We start from the raw sequence: 17,079 nt of genomic DNA, 5'->3' as shown, positions 1-17,079 counted from the left end.
TTAGATTACTTGGCGTATTACAATGGATTGCGCCCACATACCGCTAATGGTTATTTGTCACCGCTCCAATATGAGAAAGAAACACGAGATTTGGTGTCCGGTTTTTGTTGACCATTACATTAATCAAACTCGGAAAATCATGCTTCATAAGGATTCCTTTTAAGAGTCCATATTAGATCATAAAATTAACGGAATTGGTATAAAACATTCGGATTTTGACCAACAAGAAACGCAGAAGACCCTGTTTTCTTTGCCTTACTAAAAGAGTTAATTGTTGTATTTCCATCGGCTAATGCATGGAAAGAGATAAGTAGGGTTGATGATAAAAGAAAGGCTTTATTCATAAAATAAGAGAGGCGAACCTCTCTTATTTTTAAACAGTGTTAGTAAAAAATACTACAGTGTAGATGTTGTGATTTGACCATTAGTCAATTGATCTGTATCCGCTTCGATGATTTCATCGATATAGGTTTCAACCGTTTGACCTACCATTTCATCATCTTCAGTAAAATAAGCAAGATGGAAAATAGCATCTCCCTCATTAACCAAAGGCAAAGTTTGCTGGCCAATAACGATACCACCTTTATGAGCGCGAAGCTCGATTTCACTGTGGCCTAGCGGTGCGCTGATATAAGCCAGAACCTGACCTTTCTCAACTTGTTCACCTAGAGTCACAACAGTACGTAAAATACCGTCACTCTCTGCACGTAACCAACTTGTTGATTTTGCTATAATAGCTTCAGGTAAACGCTTTCTGCTTGCCTTTAGCATACCGATGGCTTGCATTACACGGTGCACCCCAACATAACCCGCATTGATAGCAATCGGCTCAAAGCGTAACGCTTCACCTGCTTCATAGGTTAATACTGGGATGTTACATTTTTCAGCTTCACTGCGAAGAGAACCGTCTCTTAAAGGTGAGTCAACAACCACTGGCGTACCGAATGCGTGTGCAATACGTAACGTTTCAGGATTGCTTAGATCTGCACGGATTTGAGGGAGGTTCGTTCTGTGAATTGCTCCAGTATGTAAGTCAACAATGTAGTCACAACGTTGTGCGATTTGGGTGAAAAAGGTATTTGCCATACGAGATGCCAAAGAGCCTTTTTCAGAACCAGGGAAGCAACGGTTTAAATCACGGCGATCTGGAAGGTAGCGTGATTTATGAATGAAACCAAAGACATTAACGATAGGTACCGCAATAAGGGTACCTTTTAATTTCTTAGGATCAACGTTGTTAATTAGCTGTCGAACAATTTCAACACCATTAAGTTCATCACCATGAATGGCAGCATTTACCATCAGGATTGGGCCAGCATGCTGGCCGTTTATGATCTCAACAGGGATCGATAGAGGTGAGTGTGTATAAAGCTTAGCGGCTTCAATCTCAATTACCTTTCTTTCACCAGGTGCAACCGAGTGCGTTAGTATTTCAAACGCTTGATTTTTTTTAGCCTTTGCCACGAGTTTTAGTCCTTTTAGTCGCTGCAGTTTTCTCAATAAAATCAATAATTAGGCCAGCAACATCTTTACCAGTTGCTTTTTCAATGCCTTCTAAGCCCGGAGATGAGTTCACTTCCATAACTAGTGGACCACGCTCAGAACGAAGTAAATCTACGCCTGCTACATTTAAGCCCATGATATTTGCTGCAGCTACCGCTGTCTTACGCTCTTCAGGAGTTAATTTAACTAGTGATGCTGAACCACCGCGGTGTAAGTTAGAACGGAATTCACCTTCTGCACCTTGACGTTTCATTGCTGCGATCACTTTGCCACCAATTACGAAACAACGGATATCAGCACCGCCAGCTTCTTTGATGAACTCTTGAACCATGATGTTTGCTTTTAAGCCCATGAATGCTTCAACAACACTTTCTGCTGCTTTACGCGTTTCTGCAAGAACAACACCAATACCTTGAGTGCCTTCTAAGAGCTTGATCACAACTGGCGCACCGCCAACCATGTCTAATAAGTCTTTTACGTCATCAGGCTTGCTTGCAAAACCTGTGATAGGCATACCAATGCCTTTACGAGAAAGTAATTGCATTGAACGAAGTTTGTCACGAGAACGAGTGATCGCAACAGATTCGTTTACTGGATATACGCCCATCATTTCGAATTGACGCAGTACCGCTGTACCGTAGAACGTTACTGATGCTCCGATACGAGGAATGATAGCATCGTAATCAACAAGCTCTTCACCCTTAAAGTGGATCTGAGGTTTTTCTGAATTGATATTCATATAACAACGTAACGCATCAATCACTTTTACTTCGTGTCCACGACTCTCAGCAGCTTCAATTAGGCGGCTTGTAGAGTAAAGAGATTGGTTACGCGATAAAATACCGATTTTCATTATAAATTTTCCTCAAAATCAACTAGGTAAGACGATGATGGATCAACAACAATGCGATCTTGCATTGATGTTCTTCCAAGTAACATACGAAACACCATTGTTTCTCGGTTACTTAATGTAATTTGTACTGGCCATTCTTGGCCTGCTAGTCGGATCATTGTTTTGATGACATAACGCATCTCTTCTTGTCCGCTTGAACTTTTTACTGAACGCTGATCGAAAATTTTAGCTTCGCATATTTGTACGAAGTCATTATTTCTTTTTTCTGGATGAATCCAGAAGCGGACCCAGTCTTCACCATCCTTTGTGAAGGGCTCTACTTTAAAAGCATGTAAACAAGAAGTTTTGGCGCCAGTGTCAACTTTTGCCTTAATTAATTTAATACCAAGTTCTGGAAGGCTTAATGATTCGCGCCATCCGACAATGATTTTATCTGTCATTAATTTGTCTCAAATAGAAAAAATCCACACTAAGTATAGTTAATACTTGGCGGATATCTAACCCATTTGGCTACCATCTAATTGTCTGAGTGTGTAACTCAGTAGTCTGGAGTTTGGTGGAATACGTAGAGAGGTGTTATAGGATGTGTACACCGTGACTCAATGACGCGAATTTATCAGTAGTTTTTAATTTCGTCAAATAAAAAATAGATTATAATTTTAACGCTTTTTAATTAGTTTTTCTAATGCTTTATGTTGTGAATAGATAATGTAATTTTATTTATATTGTTTAAAAAAAGAACACTAAAATTCTCTTTTTTTAACAAATAATGAATAAATATAATGCTGCCTATTGGTGCCGTTGAGGTGAGAAGATCTGGACTCTTATTTGTTATGTAAATAAATGAGTTAATTAGAGATTTAAAACTGGTGTTTAATTATGAGTAAAGTTATTATACTTGCATTGTACTAGTGTGGTGATACAGAGAATGACGGATAATAGAGAAAGTTTTAGCTCAAGGATAGGATTTATATTGGCAGCTGCTGGAGCGGCTGTTGGATTAGGAAATATTTGGGGATTCCCAACCCAAGCGGCTAGTAATGGCGGCGGGGCTTTCTTATTGGTTTATCTCGTCATGATACTTGTGGTTGCTTTTCCTATGCTTGTTGTTGAAATGGCGATAGGCCGTCATGGTCAAGCAAACCCTGTTGATAGTATGCGTTCATTGACTTCTAGCCCAATTGGGAAGCATGTAGGTGCTTTTGTTGGTTGGATTGGTTTGAGCGTACCTAGCGCTGTATTGATGTTTTATAGCATTGTTGGTGGCTGGTTAATCTGTTTCTTACTTGGTGCAATGGCAAATGTGCTTGGGCTGCATGATATTGCTGAATGGTTTAAAGGCTTTAGCATTGAACGTAATTTACTGGGTACGATAATCTTTTATGTATTAACTATTCTAATCGTACAAGGTGGAATTAAAGACGGTATAGAGAAATGGTCAACTCGTTTAATGCCTGCTTTGTTTGTTTTATTTGGCTTATTGTTTGTTTATATCATGATGCAGCAAGGTGCCGTTGAAGGATTAAAGCATTATCTGATCCCAGATTTTGAAAAGGTAATGGACAAAAAATTGATCCTTGCAGCGATGGGACAAGGCTTTTTTTCTTTGACTATTGGTGGTTGTTCAATGCTGATTTATGGTTCTTATTTAAGTAAAAAAGAGAACTTACCAAAGATGGCAATGAACGTAACTTTGGTCGATACGGCTGTTGCATTTATTGCTGGATTAGTGGTAATGCCTGCAATGTTCGTTGCAATGGAAAAGGGCGTTCAAATCTATGCAGAAGATGGTTCATTAATTAGTTCTGATACTTTGGTATTTACTGTGTTACCAATGATGTTTGATAGCTTAGGGTTGTTTGGTGATCTGTTTGCGATTGCTTTCTTCTTACTATTAACGATTGCAGCATTAACCTCTTCAATCTCAATGCTTGAGTGTTCAGTTTCTTTAGTGAGTGAGCGATTCAAAACAAAAAGAACGCCAACAAGTTGGGTGCTAGGTGCACTGATAGCTGCTTTCAGCGTAGTAATTGTCTTTAATTTTGGTGAGTTATTTGGTTTGGTAGCTATGATTGCTACTCAATATTTACAACCTGTTGCGGCATTGTTGTTCTGTGTGTTTGGTGGTTGGGTGTGGAGTCGACATTCTAAAATCAAAGAACTTGAGCAAGGTTACCCAGAATTTCAGCAAGGCTTCTTTGGTAAGATCTGGCCTCTGTATGTGAAATTTGTTTGTCCTATTTTGGTGATTACCGTTCTTTGGGCATCATTCTAATACCCGTTACGGCATTAATAAAATGAGTTAAATATAAAAAGCCAGCATTGATATGCTGGCTTTTTTCTATGTGTTACTTTGAAATACGTTTGTATATTTTAGTGCTTTTCTTTATACCTTATCCCAAGCGTCAGCCCAGTATTGGCTTTCAGCTGGAGCATAAGATGCACTTGAGCACCATGGTGTGTATGGCCAAGGCTTACACTGATAAATGTTGCCATCAGAACCTAGAACTTGTTCACCATCGGCGTATGTTTTACCTACTTCATATACAGGAATATCTGTTGGGGGGGGGGTTGGCGTATCTTCAGAAACTAGATTAAAGCTGTAACGTTCCTCTACTGAGTCATCAGCGTTCGATGCTAATAAACGCATTGAGTAATAACCGGCTTCAACGTTGTTTAACGTTAAAGAAACAGCTTGAATACCAGTTATTGAGGTTGATTCCGATGCAATGCTGTTGCCCATACGGTCAATGATATCAACCGTTACAGAAGCGGTATTATTTGTTGTAATAGAAAACGTTACGTTAGCAGTAGAGTTTGCAATTGAATATTCATTGCTGAGATCTGTGATTTTTGCCGTTAACTCAATACCGGGTTCTGGAGTTACACCACCACAATCATTATCACCAATTTGTTTCCAAACTCCCCATTCTCCGGTTGCACCCGGTTCATCACCTTGTGTCCACCAGCCAGCTTGCCATGTTTTTCCATTATGGCTTACTGTTTCGTCAGTTAAATAAACTTGATCGGCTTTCCATGGGTTAACACAAACTTGTGAACCATCATTTACCGTAATTGTACGCTGTGCTGTTGTAGTTTGGTTCGCACTGTCTGTTACTGAATAAGTTAATGTGTACTTACCTGCAAGAGAAGTATTTACCGTTCCTTCAATAGAGATCTGAGATGTTAAGTCTCCATCTTCAGCATCTGTTGCTTTTACGTCAGTTCGAGGGTTGAAATCTGAGCCTATTTTAATGGTTGTGTTTGCAACGCCTATTAACTCCGGAAGCGCACTATAAACTTCAATATTACGAGCTTGTTTCGTTTCGTTACCATCAGAGTCAGTTACGCTATAAGCAAGTACATTATCACCAAGAACTTGTGTATTCACTGAGCCCTCAACCGTAATTGATGATGTTAGGTTACCGTCTTCTTTATCCATTGCGGTAACTCCCGCTAATGAATCAAATACAGTACCGTGTGGAACTCGTGTATCAGTTAATCCTGTAAATACTGGTTTACCAACCACTGGTGGTGGTGGCGTTTGACTGTGAATATATGGGCCGTAAGCATTAATAAAGCTGCTGTTATATGGAGTACCGACAGAATCAGTACCAATATCCCAGTTAATAGACCAAGTCATCACACCACGTAAAGGTTGGCCCTGCTGCTTTAGAGCATCAAATGCGTTGTAAAGATCTTGGGGTTCTTTTACAAATCCTGTTGCTGCTGCATCATTATTTGTTGGGATACCAAAAACAAGTTTGTCGTGAGGGATTTTGTGAAAACCACGAGTACCGTTGATCAATGAGTCAGAGATGTAGTAGATAAACTTCTCTTTCATTGTGTCACTGTTTTGAGTAATCCATGCGTTCTCTTCATCAACCCAAATGCCATCGCCACCTTGGTTATAGAATTGTGGGTTAATCCAATCGTAATACCCTTCTAAACGCTCAAGATAAGGAACGTATTTGTCACCAGTTTTTAGGTAAGGGAATTCTGGAGCCATCGTAATAAGAAAATTCTTCCCTTGCGATCTATAATGATCTTTTACTATTTTTAGTGCTTCTGGAATTACCCATTGGTTATCGGCAGCAGTTACAGCTGCTTGTTCTAAATCGATATCTAAACCATCGAAACCATATAGTTCAACTAAGCGGATAATTTCGTCTGCAAATGGTATTTCATCCCCACGCTTTAATTCGATATGAGCGTCTGCACCGCCAAGTGCGATTAATACAGAGCGACCTTGAGTATTCAACTCTTGAATTTGTTCAATAAACTCAGCTTCACTTAAACCCACTGTTGGGTCAAGGCGAAAGGTCGGAATACGACCTTCGGAAGTGTCGTAGACTTTCATAAATGAAATATCAACAACATTATACATAGGGTTTGTTTCTTTTAATGCCATACAAGGAGCGTTGCCACCTTGGTAACCACGACCGTCGCACCAGTTATGCCAATAGCCAACAACAACACCGCCATCTGGGTTTGTCATGTCATTTGCTTGAACAGAGAAACCTGCTCCCAATAATGCTAATGCAATAGTGTTTAGCTTCATTTTATTTGTTAGTAATGCCATACATAATTCACTTTTAATTGGTGGGTAATCTATTAATTAAATACTTAATTAACGATGAGTATAAAGAAAAATAAAATTATCATGGATATTTGAAAATTCTGATTTTACAAATGTAACAAAGTGTTTCTATTTTTTGTTTTTTATATTAAATCGAGGTTGAATTGATATTTAATCGTAATAAAAGTGTAGTTTATTAAATTAAATTATTGATTCTTATGTTTTTGTTTTTTGTTCCGCTCTTATTTTTAAAGTGGAATAAATATCACTATTCCGATGTGTTCAAATAAGGTTTATAGTATTTTCTTATTAAAATGATATGGGATCAACATCTCTTTTTATATTATTTGTTATTAGTTAATAATAAGAATTTGCGTTTAAATTTTCATTGTAATGGAAGGCGAGGGGATATAGAAAATTAAAAGGGAAATATATTTCCCTTTTAATTTATATTTTATCTAAATTGTTTTGCTTCTTCTAAATATTCGAAGCCTGCTTCAGATAATCGTTTAATTAATACATTCTGATCTAGTTCATAGAACTTAACTAAGCAATAAAGATCTCCAAACTCATCTCGAATTTTCATGTTAACGATACTCATCAACATAATTGGATCCATTGTAGCTACTTTTTCAGGTGTCATTACTCATCCTCAAAATCTGAAATTAATAAGTTTGCAGCAGCAAATGCGGCTTTTTCACGAGTGGCTTTTGGAAGTGCTTCGTCAGCGGCAATATCATTTAATGATTTAACTGCACAGGTAATTGCTTGAGGAATGTAACCCTGATCGCCACTACCAATTAATGAATACAACTCACGAACCATTTCACAACAATCATATACTTTCATTAAATTTTCCATTTTAAAATGATAACTAAGATTGATTTTACACGTTGAAAAAGGGAAAACATAGATCAAAAAAAAGCTGAAAAACGTAGGGGGAAGTTTTTCAGCTTTAGAGCAAAAGGATGGTTGTATTTTATTGAATGAAACCAGCAGATCTCATTCTATTTACTACAGTGACTTTTTGTTCTGCGCTCAGTGGCATCAATGGCAAACGAGGGTCTCCAGCATTAATATCATGAAGTTCCATAGCTACTTTACCTGCTGCTACACCACCAAAATCAACTAATACACGAATAAGCTCAATAACATTTGTCATCTTATTAAAGACAGCTTCTTGATCACCACGATTAAATGCATCAATGATTGAGTTAAAGTGAGGAGCTGCGTAGTTATAAGTACTGCCTACTGCACTTTTGGCACCAACAGCAAGTGCGCCAGGCAGATGTTCATCAACACCAAACGGGACATCAAATTTACCATCACAAGCGCGAAGGCAGCGTTGATATTCGTATAGATCACCGCTGTTAAATTTAAGGCCTGATAAATTAGGAATGCGTTTATCAGCTTGGATTAAAAATTCTTCCATATTTAAATTTACACCAGACATGCCTGAATGGTAATAGTAGAAGCCTTTTGATGGTGCTGCTGCTGCGATAGTTGCACAATATTCAACGAGATCAGCCACGCCGCCCGGTTTGAAGAAACATGGCCCAATAGCTGAAGTTGCTAAAATATCCAGTGTATCTGCATGACGTGTAAGCTCTAAAGTATCAACAATGCTTAATGCGCCTGTATGTACAATGATATCTAATTGATTATTAGAAGCGCTTACCCAACGTTCAGCAATCGCTTTACGCTCTTCAACACTACAGTGAATGCCTTCACCCGTTGTACCACATACATAAATGCCTTTTACGCCATCTTTGATTAAATGCTTGGCGATTTTATCAATCTCTTCAAAATTTACGTTGTTTGAAGAATCAAAAGGTGTATGTGGAGCAGCAATTAAACCGGTTAACTTTTTCATTTAAGCCTCGTTAGTTTATCTCTTGACGTTATTCTTCATTTAAATATCAATACTGGAGTTAAACTAATTTTATGGAGTAAAGTTTCATTTGGCAATATGGAAATCATAGTTCGATGCTGTAAATGTGATCTATAAAGGGTAATTTAGAACGAATTATTTTTATATGCGTCGAATTTATCCTTTTTTAGTGTCGAAAAGAGGAATAATAATTATGGAGTTACACTTCACAAATTAGAGGTGACGTGACAAAATGGAATGTATAAGGTGTTTTATTCAAGGGTTATTTACTGATGTCCAACCATAATATTCAAATAAAAGCGGGCAACATCATCGATACTATAGGCAGTCTTTATAATAGCCTAACGCCGTCTTCAAAGCGTATTGCTGATTATGTTATGTCTAATGCGACTCAAGTGAGTAAGCATTCAATTGCAGAGTTATCACAGATCGTTAATGCAGGTGATGCAACGATCATTCGTTTTTGTCGCACATTAGGCTTTAAAGGCTATCAAGATTTCAAAATGGAGTTGGCGATAGAGGTCTCTAACCTTCAAGGGAGAGAGAAGGAGATTTTTGATACGGATGTAACCGCAGAAGATAATGCAGAAGTGATAGGGCATAAACTTCAGTCAACCATTGAAAGCGTGTTGTCTGAAACCATGAATCTTCTTAATTTTCAATCTTTGGAATCGGTGTCAGAAGCGCTAAAAGATGCGAAAGCGATTTACTTTTTTGGTGTGGGTTCATCAGGCTTAACTGCTGAAAGTGCAAAGCATAAATTTATGCGAATTGGTTTGAATGTGGATGCATTTACCAATAACCATTTTATGTATATTAAGTCATCGTTAATGCAACCGGGAGATTTTGCAGTAGGTCTTAGCCACTCGGGTAACTCAGTGGAAACAACCAAAGCATTACGTCTAGCAAAAGAGAATGGGGCGACGACGATAGCTATTACACATAATCCCCGTTCGGATATCACTAAATATTCTGATTATGTATTAGTGAACGGCAACAGGCAGGGACAACTTCAAGGTGACTCTATTGGTACTAAGATATCGCAGTTGTTTGTATTAGATTTAATTTATACATTACTAGTGAAACGCGACATTAGTGGGGCAAAAGCCAATAAGTTAAAAACGACAGAAGCGCTTTGTAATCAATCATAAGTTTCTGGTCATATACAATAATTAGGCCGTGAATATTAAGGTATATTCACGGCCTATTTTTTATTTCTGATAAACTAGTTTGCCCATTTGAATCGTTGTAGTAATGTCATTATTACTGTCGATAAGGGTTATGTTCGCTTTATAGTTGTCTTTTAACTGTCCATATTGATCATCTATTTTCAATGCTTGAGCAGGGTATAAACTGGCCATTCTTAATGCTTCTTCTTTTGATAAACCCACATGATTAATTAGATTTCTAACCCCATCAATCATGGTAATTGCAGCTCCTGCAATAGTTCCATCTTCATAATGACATTTTCCATCTGTCACATAGGCTTGAGTTCCTGCCATATCAAATTCAACTAAATCTGTCCCTGCTGGGGTTACTGCATCGGTAACTAGGAAGAGTTTTTCTTTTAGTTGTTGGTGGGCAATTCGAACCGATGGGTAAGAGGCATGAATGCCATCCACAATAATGCCTGCATGAGGCTTTTTATCGAAAATATAACCAACTACACCAGGCTCTCTTGAGCAAAGAGGCGTCATTGCATTATATAAATGCGTTGCCATGCTAAAGCCAGAGCGTGCATTGACTTGCTCGTAAGTTGCATTGGTATGTCCAATAGAAACGGTAATCCCTGCCTCTGTTAAACAATCTAAAACGTCTTGTTTAATATGTTCTGGAGCAAGCGTTAATACCTTTATGTGAGAGCTATGTTTTGCAAGTCGTTGAGCTGTTACTAAGTCTAGCTCTCGAATGTATTTCGCTTGGTGAGCCCCTTTTTTCTCAATGCTAATGAAAGGTCCTTCAAGATGAAGCCCCAATACACCTTCTTGTTCTGCATTATCAAAACGGGTCATTAACGATAAAGTGTTATTGAGATCGGCTTCAGTACTGGTGATCAGTGTTGGTAAATACTGAGTGGTGCCATATTTCACATTGGTCTTATTCATCGTATCTAAGGTAGATAAATTAATGTCTGTATTTAGTAACACGCCACCACAACCATTAAGTTGAATATCAATAAAGCCAGCAGTTGCTAATGCACCATGCCCATCTATGCTCTTTATCGTCAAAGAGTGTGCTTTTTCCATTGGGATGATAGATGAAATTAAATCATTATTGATAATAATAGCCTGTTTTTCTTCTATTTTTTGACCATCAAATACATCAACATTAGTAATCATATACTGATTATTTTGAGCATTTTCACTGTTCATTTTTCTGCCTTATCAATCAAATATTTAATTTTATTGGAGTAACACTCCGAAAATCATAAAGAGAAAAATACAGTAATGTCAGATTTCAATCAATTAAAAACCTTATAAATAAGGATCTTTGTTCTTTTTTATTTTATGGTTTTTATTTTTTAGGAGATCTAGATCTCCATTTTCATACCTTTATGTTGAAGTATAACTCCATAAATATATATTGGAGCAATACTATTGTACTGTTGTGAAATTTGGAGTTTGGCTTTATGGGAAGCAATATCAACAAAACACTGAATGCATTATCGCAAGGTTTCGTTTCATCATGTCAGCCTGTTGATGATGGCCCTATGGATAAACCTGAAATTGTCGCTGCTATGGCAATGGCAAGCATTGAAGGAGGGGCGGTTGGTCTAAGAATAGAAGGTATTGATAATCTAAAAGCAGTAAGACCTCATGTGTCGGTCCCTATTATTGGAATTATTAAGCGTGACCTTGATGATTCTGAGGTCCGAATTACGCCTTATATTGAGGATGTCATTGCATTAAAAGAGGCAGGGGCTGACATCATTGCGATAGACGCGACTCATCGACCTCGCCCTGTATCTGTTGAAGAGTTAGTGAAAAAAATTCAAAGCTTAGGGTGTTTAGTTATGGCGGATTCTTCGACTTATGAAGAAGGAATGTTCTGTCATGATCTTGGTGTTGAAATTATAGGAACGACACTATCAGGTTATACGACCCCAACTACTCCAGCAGAACCAGACTTTCCGTTTATCCAACAGTTAGCAAATCAAGGGTGTTTTGTTATGGCAGAAGGGCGTTTTAATTCACCGCAATTGGCTAGAGAGGCAATAGAAGCTGGAGCATCTTGCGTCACTGTTGGTTCAGCGATTACACGTATTGAGCATATTTGTGGTTGGTTTAAATCTGAAGTTGAACTTGGTAAGAAAAACATGATTAAGGACATCGCATGAAGTCTTGCTTAGCGGTAGATATTGGTGGAACTAAAATTGCGGCGGCAATCATTGAATCAGGAAAAGTGATTCGCTGCCAGCAAATAGCAACCCCTTCTTCTAGTCACCCTGAAGATATGGATAAGGCATTAGAGAGGTTATTAACGCCATTTATTAGCGAAGTTACAATAGTTGCCGTTGCTTCAACGGGGATCATTAAAGACGGAATACTAACGGCGTTAAATCCTGTAAACCTTGGTGGATTAAATAACTATCCATTAAGAGAAGTTATTGAAAAAATTACAGAAAAACCAACAACTGTGATTAACGATGCACAAGCTGCAGCATGGGCCGAATACCAAACGATTGAGCTAAATATGGTCAATATGGCTTTTATTACGGTATCAACAGGGGTTGGTGCGGGTGTTGTTATTAATAATGATCTGCTTATTGGTGCTAATGGTATCGCAGGTCACGCTGGACATACACTTGCTGATCCTAATGGACCGATATGTGGTTGTGGTCGACAAGGCTGTGTTGAAAGTATTGCTTCAGGAACGGCGATAGGAGAAGCCGGAAAATCCTTTTTTGGTGATGACTGCACAGGTGAAATAGTCTTCAAGCATTTCACTCAAAATGATCCGAATGCAATAGATATCGTTAATCGCTCTGCAAAAGCTATCGCACATTTAATCGCCGATTTAAAAATGGTTCTAGACATTGAATTGGTTACTTTAGGTGGCAGTGTTGGTCTTGCTCCTCATTATTTAGAACGTGTACAGCACTACCTAGTACAACAACCTTCACCATACCAAACCAAGGTTCAGCATGCTCGTTGTGGCGCTGATGCAGGATTGATTGGCGTTGCTCATTGGGCTAACACAATACATTGAGTAAGAACTTATAAGAAATAGAAACTTAACCCTACAAAAATTATACAAGGTATATTCGAATGGAAGCACAATCATTTGGTACATTAAATTACATCGCTCTTTTTGTCTATTTAGCGGCAATTATGGCTGTGGGTGTTTATTTTGCGCGTCGTCAGAAATCCGCTGATGATTACTTTAAAGCAGGAGGGCGGATCCCCGGTTGGGCGGCTGGTTTCAGCGTTTTTGCTACTACATTAAGTTCTATCACATTTATGTCTATTCCGGCAAAAGCGTACACCAGTGACTGGACCTTTTTGATTGGTCAATATGTTGCTATTGCTATTCTTCCTATTGTCTTTTGGTTCTACATTCCTTTTTTTAGAAAGTTGAATCTTACTTCTGTTTATGAATATTTAGAAAGACGTTTTGACGTAAGAATGCGTTTGTTTGGCAGTATTTCTTTTATGTTGTTCCATATTGGTCGTATTGCAATCGTTACTTATTTAACCGCATTAGCACTAATGCCATTCATCGATATTAGCCCGTTAATGATTGTCTTCTTAATTGGTGTTCTTTGTATTATCTATACCTTCCTTGGTGGTATTGAAGGAGTTATTTGGACCGATGTAATTCAAGGTATTATGCTTTCTATTGCGGCTATTCTTATCTTTGTTGTTATCTGTTTTAACGTAGATGGCGGCATTGTTGAAGTGTTTAGCATGTCAAATCAAGCGAACAAATACTTCCCAGCTGAGCAATTTAGTTGGAGTTGGACTGAAAGTACGATTCCGGTATTGATGATTGGTTTTTTCTTTGCCTCTTTACAACAATTTACGGCAAGCCAAGATGTTGTTCAACGTTATATCGTTACCGATAATATTGATGAGACGAAAAAAGCACTGATCACGAATGCAAAATTAGTTGCTTGTGTTCCTGTGTTCTTCTTTGCGGTTGGCTCTGCACTATTTGCTTACTACACTCAAAATCCTGAGCTGCTTCCTGCTGATTTTAATACCGGTGGTATCTTACCTTTCTATATTATTTCTCAAATGCCTGTCGGTGTTGCAGGTCTGATTATTGCCGCTATTTTTGCTGCATCACAATCAAGTATTTCAAGTAGCTTGAATAGTATTGCCGCGTGTTTTACCTCTGATATTTATGAAAAAGTAAGTAAAAATCCAACCTCTGAGCAGAAACTAAGAGTGGGTAGAACCTTAACGGTTGTCGCTGGTATTTTGGGTGTTGTTGCTTCTACTTATTTGATTATGTCGAATGAGAGTGAAATCTGGGATGCGTTTAACAGCTTACTTGGCTTGATGGGGGGGCCAATGACAGGATTATTTATGCTAGGCATCTTTATCCGCCGTGCAAATGCAAACAGTGCGTTATTAGGTGTTGTTGCAAGTATCGCTACAGTGTTGTGGGTTCGTTCTGCTACGGATTTAAACTTCTTCTTCTACGGTGTTATCGGGACGTTGATGGTGGTTATTGTTGGTTATTTAACGGCACCGATGTTTAAAAATAATTTAAATAACGACGAAATTGATGAGTTAAGTGCAACGAAAGACAAGAATTCAAAATCAGCAGCAAAAGCATAATTGATAATTTACTTTGAGCCTTTGCATTTACTTAAAGGCTCTTTTAAGGACAGTTTATGATTTACGGTCATATTGAACATCAAAAAACAAACCAGTATTTACCAAGTGTGATTCAACAATGTTTAGCCTATTTAAATGAGACAGATTTAGAAGCCTTGCCAACAGGAAAGCACATTATTGATGGTGAGCGAATTTTTGCTAATGTAATGGAATTTGAAACAGGTGAAGCAAGCAGTAAGCAAGCTGAAGTGCATAAAGAATACATCGATGTACAATGCTTAATTCATGGCGAAGAGCGGATTCAATACTCATTGGAAGATGCGGCAAATCCAATCGCTAAATCTTACGATGAAGAAAACGATTTTTACTTAGTTGAAAGCATGAATCAGTGTAATGAAGTCATTATGCACCCTAAAATGTTTGCTGTGTTCTTACCTGAAGAGCCACATAAACCGGGGTGTTTAATATCTCAATCTGGATTGATTAAAAAGATAGTGATTAAAGTTCATTAGCATAATTGATTGAAAATAAAAGCCCTGATAAGTACTTAGTTATGGTATAAGTATTATCAGGGCTTTGTCTTATCTAGAAAGGATTCGATTGTTGCTTGTTTATCGTAACTTGCTTAGCGTAATTATTTTATGTCTAGCATGCCGCGATCAACGATGAACTCGATAATTTTTTCTAGGCCAACGCCTTTTTTCAGATTGGCAAATACGTATGGGCGAGTAGGGCGCATACGAGCGGTATCGGATTCCATTACTTCAAGAGATGCACCAACGTATGGTGCTAAGTCGATTTTGTTGATGATCAATAGATCAGACTTAGTAATACCTGGGCCACCTTTACGTGGGATCTTTTCACCTTCAGCGACGTCAATCACATAGATGGTTAAGTCTGCTAATTCAGGACTGAAAGTTGCACTTAGGTTATCGCCACCACTTTCTACAAATACTACATCAAGGTTTTTATGGCGTTGTGCTAACTCTTCAACGGCCGCTAAGTTCATTGATGCATCTTCACGAATGGCAGTGTGAGGACAGCCACCGGTTTCTACACCAATGATACGGTCCGCATCTAGTGCTTCAGCTTGAGTTAGGATCCTAGCATCTTCTTGTGTGTAGATATCGTTGGTTACTACAGCGATTTGGTATGTATCGCGCAGTGTCTTACACAGTACTTCTAATAGTGCTGTTTTGCCTGAACCAACAGGGCCGCCAACACCAATACGTAAAGGTTGTTTGTAATCTTGCATTTTATTTTCTCACGATCTAAATAGTCGAGTGTATTGGCTCTCGTGTCGAGAACTTGCCAATACTTGCGCTGGAGTGAAGCTACCAATCAGGTGTTCAGGCCAGTGCTGTGATTTTTCTACTGCTTGTGGGATAACCTCTGCCATTTCTAATAACAACTGTTGTCCGGCACTTTGCCCTAATGGAACCAACTTAATACCAACGATCACGGCATTTTCTAACCATCCCCACGCATACGCTGCGGCGAGTTTAGTTGGTGTTAAGTTCCAATGGTTAGCGGCTAACGCAAAAGCGGCAACTTGAGTTTGTTTTACCATTGGCAGGGTGGTTTGATTTAATTCGATCCCTAATTTTGGCAATAACATAGAGAAGGCGAGTCCTCTTTGTCTTTCTTCAAGTCGTAACTCTTTGGTTTCTCGATTGGCAATAATAAAATCACACCAATCTTGAGCGTGTTGCCACTCTTCTTGCTGCAGTAATTGAGTTAATTTAGCTAAAACAGGCAGCTCTAACGTCGCTAAGCTGTCCATCAATTGATTATTCAACCAATGTTTTAGCTCAGTCACATTAGTCACCCAACCTTTTTCAATCGCCCATTCTAATCCTTGCGAATAGGTGAATGAGCCAACGGGTAACGATGGGCTAATTAATTGGTAGAGCCGTAAATCCTCTAACACAATGGCCGCCCTTAGTGGTGATGACCATCGTGTGAGCCTGCACTTGAGCCACCGTAAGCACCTGGCTCTGGTTGGTATTTCGCTTGCTCAACTTTTACGTTTAGCCCTAAGCGTTGCACCATGTCATCCAGTACGTGATCGTGTAGGTAGCGGCACCAACCAGCTTCAACTTGTAGAGGAACGTGACGGTTACCTAAGTGATAACACGCTTTTGCAAGTAGCAATAAGTCGTCGCTGTAAACCGTTGATACGGTTTCTTCAGCAGCGGTGATAATCGCTTGAATACCATCGTCACTTTCAACGATATCGTGCTCTTTTAATACGGTGCCACGAGGTAAAAATAGACCCGCTTCAGAGCCATCACTTAAGGTCACTTTTAGGCGACTTTTGGTGCGCTCTTGCATCGTTAAACAAATGGTTAGTTCAGCGGTGTTGTGCGTATGTTCTTCACCGTTATGATGCTCATCATGATGGTGATGTACAAGGTGAGTAAATTTAATCATGGTTGTTCACTCTAAAAAGTGCCCCGCCGGTAAA

18 protein-coding genes are annotated in these 17,079 nt (G+C 38.7%); 7 read left to right on the top strand and 11 right to left on the bottom strand.

The annotated features are described in order from the left end of the window. Nucleotides 1-9: 9 nt before the first annotated feature. On the top strand, nucleotides 10-111 hold the full coding sequence (locus AC2IP4_RS10380) for a hypothetical protein (RefSeq protein WP_105055988.1): 102 nt from the start codon (nucleotides 10-12) through the stop codon (nucleotides 109-111). A 285-nt stretch (nucleotides 112-396) separates the two neighbouring features. On the opposite strand, the gene AC2IP4_RS10375 is transcribed toward AC2IP4_RS10380, so the two are convergent. From AC2IP4_RS10375 to AC2IP4_RS10365, 3 genes are read right to left on the bottom strand one after another with little or no spacing between them, the layout of a single operon-like run. Further along, nucleotides 397-1,464, bottom strand: coding sequence for a succinylglutamate desuccinylase/aspartoacylase family protein (locus AC2IP4_RS10375; RefSeq protein WP_486307052.1), 1,068 nt, complete (start codon nucleotides 1,462-1,464; stop codon nucleotides 397-399). Continuing rightward, the gene (gene rimK / locus AC2IP4_RS10370) at nucleotides 1,451-2,356 is read right to left on the bottom strand and encodes a 30S ribosomal protein S6--L-glutamate ligase (RefSeq protein WP_012533521.1); all 906 of its coding nucleotides are present in this window, start codon (nucleotides 2,354-2,356) and stop codon (nucleotides 1,451-1,453) included. Before rimK ends, AC2IP4_RS10375 begins: the two co-directional genes overlap by 14 nt. Next, on the bottom strand, nucleotides 2,356-2,796 hold the full coding sequence (locus AC2IP4_RS10365; protein ID WP_060993619.1) for an ATP-dependent zinc protease family protein: 441 nt from the start codon (nucleotides 2,794-2,796) through the stop codon (nucleotides 2,356-2,358). Before AC2IP4_RS10365 ends, rimK begins: the two co-directional genes overlap by 1 nt. 488 nt (nucleotides 2,797-3,284) lie before the next feature. Here AC2IP4_RS10365 and AC2IP4_RS10360 point away from each other — a divergent pair, with 488 nt between their 5' ends. Beyond that, complete coding sequence (locus AC2IP4_RS10360; RefSeq protein ID WP_375321915.1) at nucleotides 3,285-4,631, top strand: sodium-dependent transporter; 1,347 nt, start codon at nucleotides 3,285-3,287, stop codon at nucleotides 4,629-4,631. A gap of 111 nt (nucleotides 4,632-4,742) precedes the next feature. On the opposite strand, the gene AC2IP4_RS10355 is transcribed toward AC2IP4_RS10360, so the two are convergent. The 4 genes from AC2IP4_RS10355 to AC2IP4_RS10340 all read right to left on the bottom strand — a co-directional run bounded on the left by AC2IP4_RS10355 (nucleotide 4,743) and on the right by AC2IP4_RS10340 (nucleotide 8,808). After that, on the bottom strand, nucleotides 4,743-6,938 hold the full coding sequence (locus AC2IP4_RS10355; RefSeq protein ID WP_375321916.1) for an immunoglobulin-like domain-containing protein: 2,196 nt from the start codon (nucleotides 6,936-6,938) through the stop codon (nucleotides 4,743-4,745). Nucleotides 6,939-7,389: 451 nt separating this feature from the next. Beyond that, nucleotides 7,390-7,578 (bottom strand): DUF4250 domain-containing protein, encoded by a 189-nt coding sequence (locus AC2IP4_RS10350; RefSeq protein ID WP_375321917.1) that lies wholly within the window; start codon nucleotides 7,576-7,578, stop codon nucleotides 7,390-7,392. After that, complete coding sequence (locus AC2IP4_RS10345) at nucleotides 7,578-7,784, bottom strand: YaeP family protein (RefSeq protein WP_045101423.1); 207 nt, start codon at nucleotides 7,782-7,784, stop codon at nucleotides 7,578-7,580. Before AC2IP4_RS10345 ends, AC2IP4_RS10350 begins: the two co-directional genes overlap by 1 nt. Before the next feature lie 130 nt (nucleotides 7,785-7,914). Next, nucleotides 7,915-8,808 (bottom strand): dihydrodipicolinate synthase family protein, encoded by an 894-nt coding sequence (locus AC2IP4_RS10340; RefSeq protein WP_486307053.1) that lies wholly within the window; start codon nucleotides 8,806-8,808, stop codon nucleotides 7,915-7,917. A 290-nt stretch (nucleotides 8,809-9,098) separates the two neighbouring features. Between AC2IP4_RS10340 and AC2IP4_RS10335 the strand changes: the two genes are divergently transcribed. After that, the gene (locus AC2IP4_RS10335) at nucleotides 9,099-9,977 is read left to right on the top strand and encodes a MurR/RpiR family transcriptional regulator (protein WP_375321919.1); all 879 of its coding nucleotides are present in this window, start codon (nucleotides 9,099-9,101) and stop codon (nucleotides 9,975-9,977) included. Between the two features lie 60 nt (nucleotides 9,978-10,037). Here AC2IP4_RS10335 and nagA read toward each other — a convergent pair whose 3' ends face one another. Then, nucleotides 10,038-11,198 carry an N-acetylglucosamine-6-phosphate deacetylase gene (gene nagA / locus AC2IP4_RS10330; protein ID WP_486307054.1) on the bottom strand — a complete coding sequence of 387 codons (1,161 nt, stop codon included), beginning with the start codon at nucleotides 11,196-11,198 and terminating at the stop codon, nucleotides 10,038-10,040. Nucleotides 11,199-11,455: 257 nt separating this feature from the next. Between nagA and AC2IP4_RS10325 the strand changes: the two genes are divergently transcribed. The 4 genes from AC2IP4_RS10325 to nanQ are packed head-to-tail and all read left to right on the top strand — an operon-like array spanning nucleotide 11,456 to nucleotide 15,124. Further along, complete coding sequence (locus AC2IP4_RS10325; protein ID WP_486307055.1) at nucleotides 11,456-12,163, top strand: N-acetylmannosamine-6-phosphate 2-epimerase; 708 nt, start codon at nucleotides 11,456-11,458, stop codon at nucleotides 12,161-12,163. Next, nucleotides 12,160-13,035, top strand: a complete 876-nt coding sequence (locus AC2IP4_RS10320) for an N-acetylmannosamine kinase (RefSeq protein ID WP_486307056.1) — start codon at nucleotides 12,160-12,162, stop codon at nucleotides 13,033-13,035. Before AC2IP4_RS10325 ends, AC2IP4_RS10320 begins: the two co-directional genes overlap by 4 nt. Nucleotides 13,036-13,094: 59 nt before the next feature. After that, complete coding sequence (locus AC2IP4_RS10315; protein ID WP_486307057.1) at nucleotides 13,095-14,612, top strand: sodium:solute symporter family protein; 1,518 nt, start codon at nucleotides 13,095-13,097, stop codon at nucleotides 14,610-14,612. Between the two features lie 56 nt (nucleotides 14,613-14,668). Then, nucleotides 14,669-15,124 carry an N-acetylneuraminate anomerase gene (gene nanQ, locus AC2IP4_RS10310; protein WP_486307058.1) on the top strand — a complete coding sequence of 152 codons (456 nt, stop codon included), beginning with the start codon at nucleotides 14,669-14,671 and terminating at the stop codon, nucleotides 15,122-15,124. Nucleotides 15,125-15,246: 122 nt separating this feature from the next. Here the strand turns inward: nanQ and ureG are convergent, their stop codons facing one another. From ureG to ureE, 3 genes are read right to left on the bottom strand one after another with little or no spacing between them, the layout of a single operon-like run. After that, nucleotides 15,247-15,867, bottom strand: a complete 621-nt coding sequence (gene ureG / locus AC2IP4_RS10305) for an urease accessory protein UreG (RefSeq protein WP_486307059.1) — start codon at nucleotides 15,865-15,867, stop codon at nucleotides 15,247-15,249. A 9-nt stretch (nucleotides 15,868-15,876) separates the two neighbouring features. Continuing rightward, complete coding sequence (locus tag AC2IP4_RS10300) at nucleotides 15,877-16,542, bottom strand: urease accessory protein UreF (protein ID WP_130047232.1); 666 nt, start codon at nucleotides 16,540-16,542, stop codon at nucleotides 15,877-15,879. 11 nt (nucleotides 16,543-16,553) lie between these two features. After that, a complete protein-coding gene (gene ureE / locus AC2IP4_RS10295; RefSeq protein WP_486307060.1) occupies nucleotides 16,554-17,045 on the bottom strand; it encodes an urease accessory protein UreE in 492 nt (163 codons plus the stop codon). Nucleotides 17,046-17,079: the final 34 nt, after the last annotated feature.

It is taken from the genome of Aliivibrio thorii (assembly GCF_057368585.1).
Note: the sequence above shows the minus strand (reverse complement) of the source record. Positions and strands in the feature narration are given on the sequence as shown.

What these genes read in the sequence shown, in the direction of transcription:
- rimK (WP_012533521.1), bottom strand. Translation starts at nt 2,356, where the DNA reads ATGAAAATCGGTATTTTATCGCGTAACCAATCTCTTTACTCTACAAGC.
- AC2IP4_RS10365 (WP_060993619.1), bottom strand. Translation starts at nt 2,796, where the DNA reads ATGACAGATAAAATCATTGTCGGATGGCGCGAATCATTAAGCCTTCCA.
- AC2IP4_RS10360 (WP_375321915.1), top strand. Translation starts at nt 3,285, where the DNA reads ATGACGGATAATAGAGAAAGTTTTAGCTCAAGGATAGGATTTATATTG.
- AC2IP4_RS10355 (WP_375321916.1), bottom strand. Translation starts at nt 6,938, where the DNA reads ATGGCATTACTAACAAATAAAATGAAGCTAAACACTATTGCATTAGCA.
- AC2IP4_RS10350 (WP_375321917.1), bottom strand. Translation starts at nt 7,578, where the DNA reads ATGACACCTGAAAAAGTAGCTACAATGGATCCAATTATGTTGATGAGT.
- AC2IP4_RS10345 (WP_045101423.1), bottom strand. Translation starts at nt 7,784, where the DNA reads ATGAAAGTATATGATTGTTGTGAAATGGTTCGTGAGTTGTATTCATTA.
- AC2IP4_RS10340 (WP_486307053.1), bottom strand. Translation starts at nt 8,808, where the DNA reads ATGAAAAAGTTAACCGGTTTAATTGCTGCTCCACATACACCTTTTGAT.
- AC2IP4_RS10335 (WP_375321919.1), top strand. Translation starts at nt 9,099, where the DNA reads ATGTCCAACCATAATATTCAAATAAAAGCGGGCAACATCATCGATACT.
- nagA (WP_486307054.1), bottom strand. Translation starts at nt 11,198, where the DNA reads ATGAACAGTGAAAATGCTCAAAATAATCAGTATATGATTACTAATGTT.
- AC2IP4_RS10325 (WP_486307055.1), top strand. Translation starts at nt 11,456, where the DNA reads ATGGGAAGCAATATCAACAAAACACTGAATGCATTATCGCAAGGTTTC.
- AC2IP4_RS10320 (WP_486307056.1), top strand. Translation starts at nt 12,160, where the DNA reads ATGAAGTCTTGCTTAGCGGTAGATATTGGTGGAACTAAAATTGCGGCG.
- AC2IP4_RS10315 (WP_486307057.1), top strand. Translation starts at nt 13,095, where the DNA reads ATGGAAGCACAATCATTTGGTACATTAAATTACATCGCTCTTTTTGTC.
- nanQ (WP_486307058.1), top strand. Translation starts at nt 14,669, where the DNA reads ATGATTTACGGTCATATTGAACATCAAAAAACAAACCAGTATTTACCA.
- ureG (WP_486307059.1), bottom strand. Translation starts at nt 15,867, where the DNA reads ATGCAAGATTACAAACAACCTTTACGTATTGGTGTTGGCGGCCCTGTT.
- ureE (WP_486307060.1), bottom strand. Translation starts at nt 17,045, where the DNA reads ATGATTAAATTTACTCACCTTGTACATCACCATCATGATGAGCATCAT.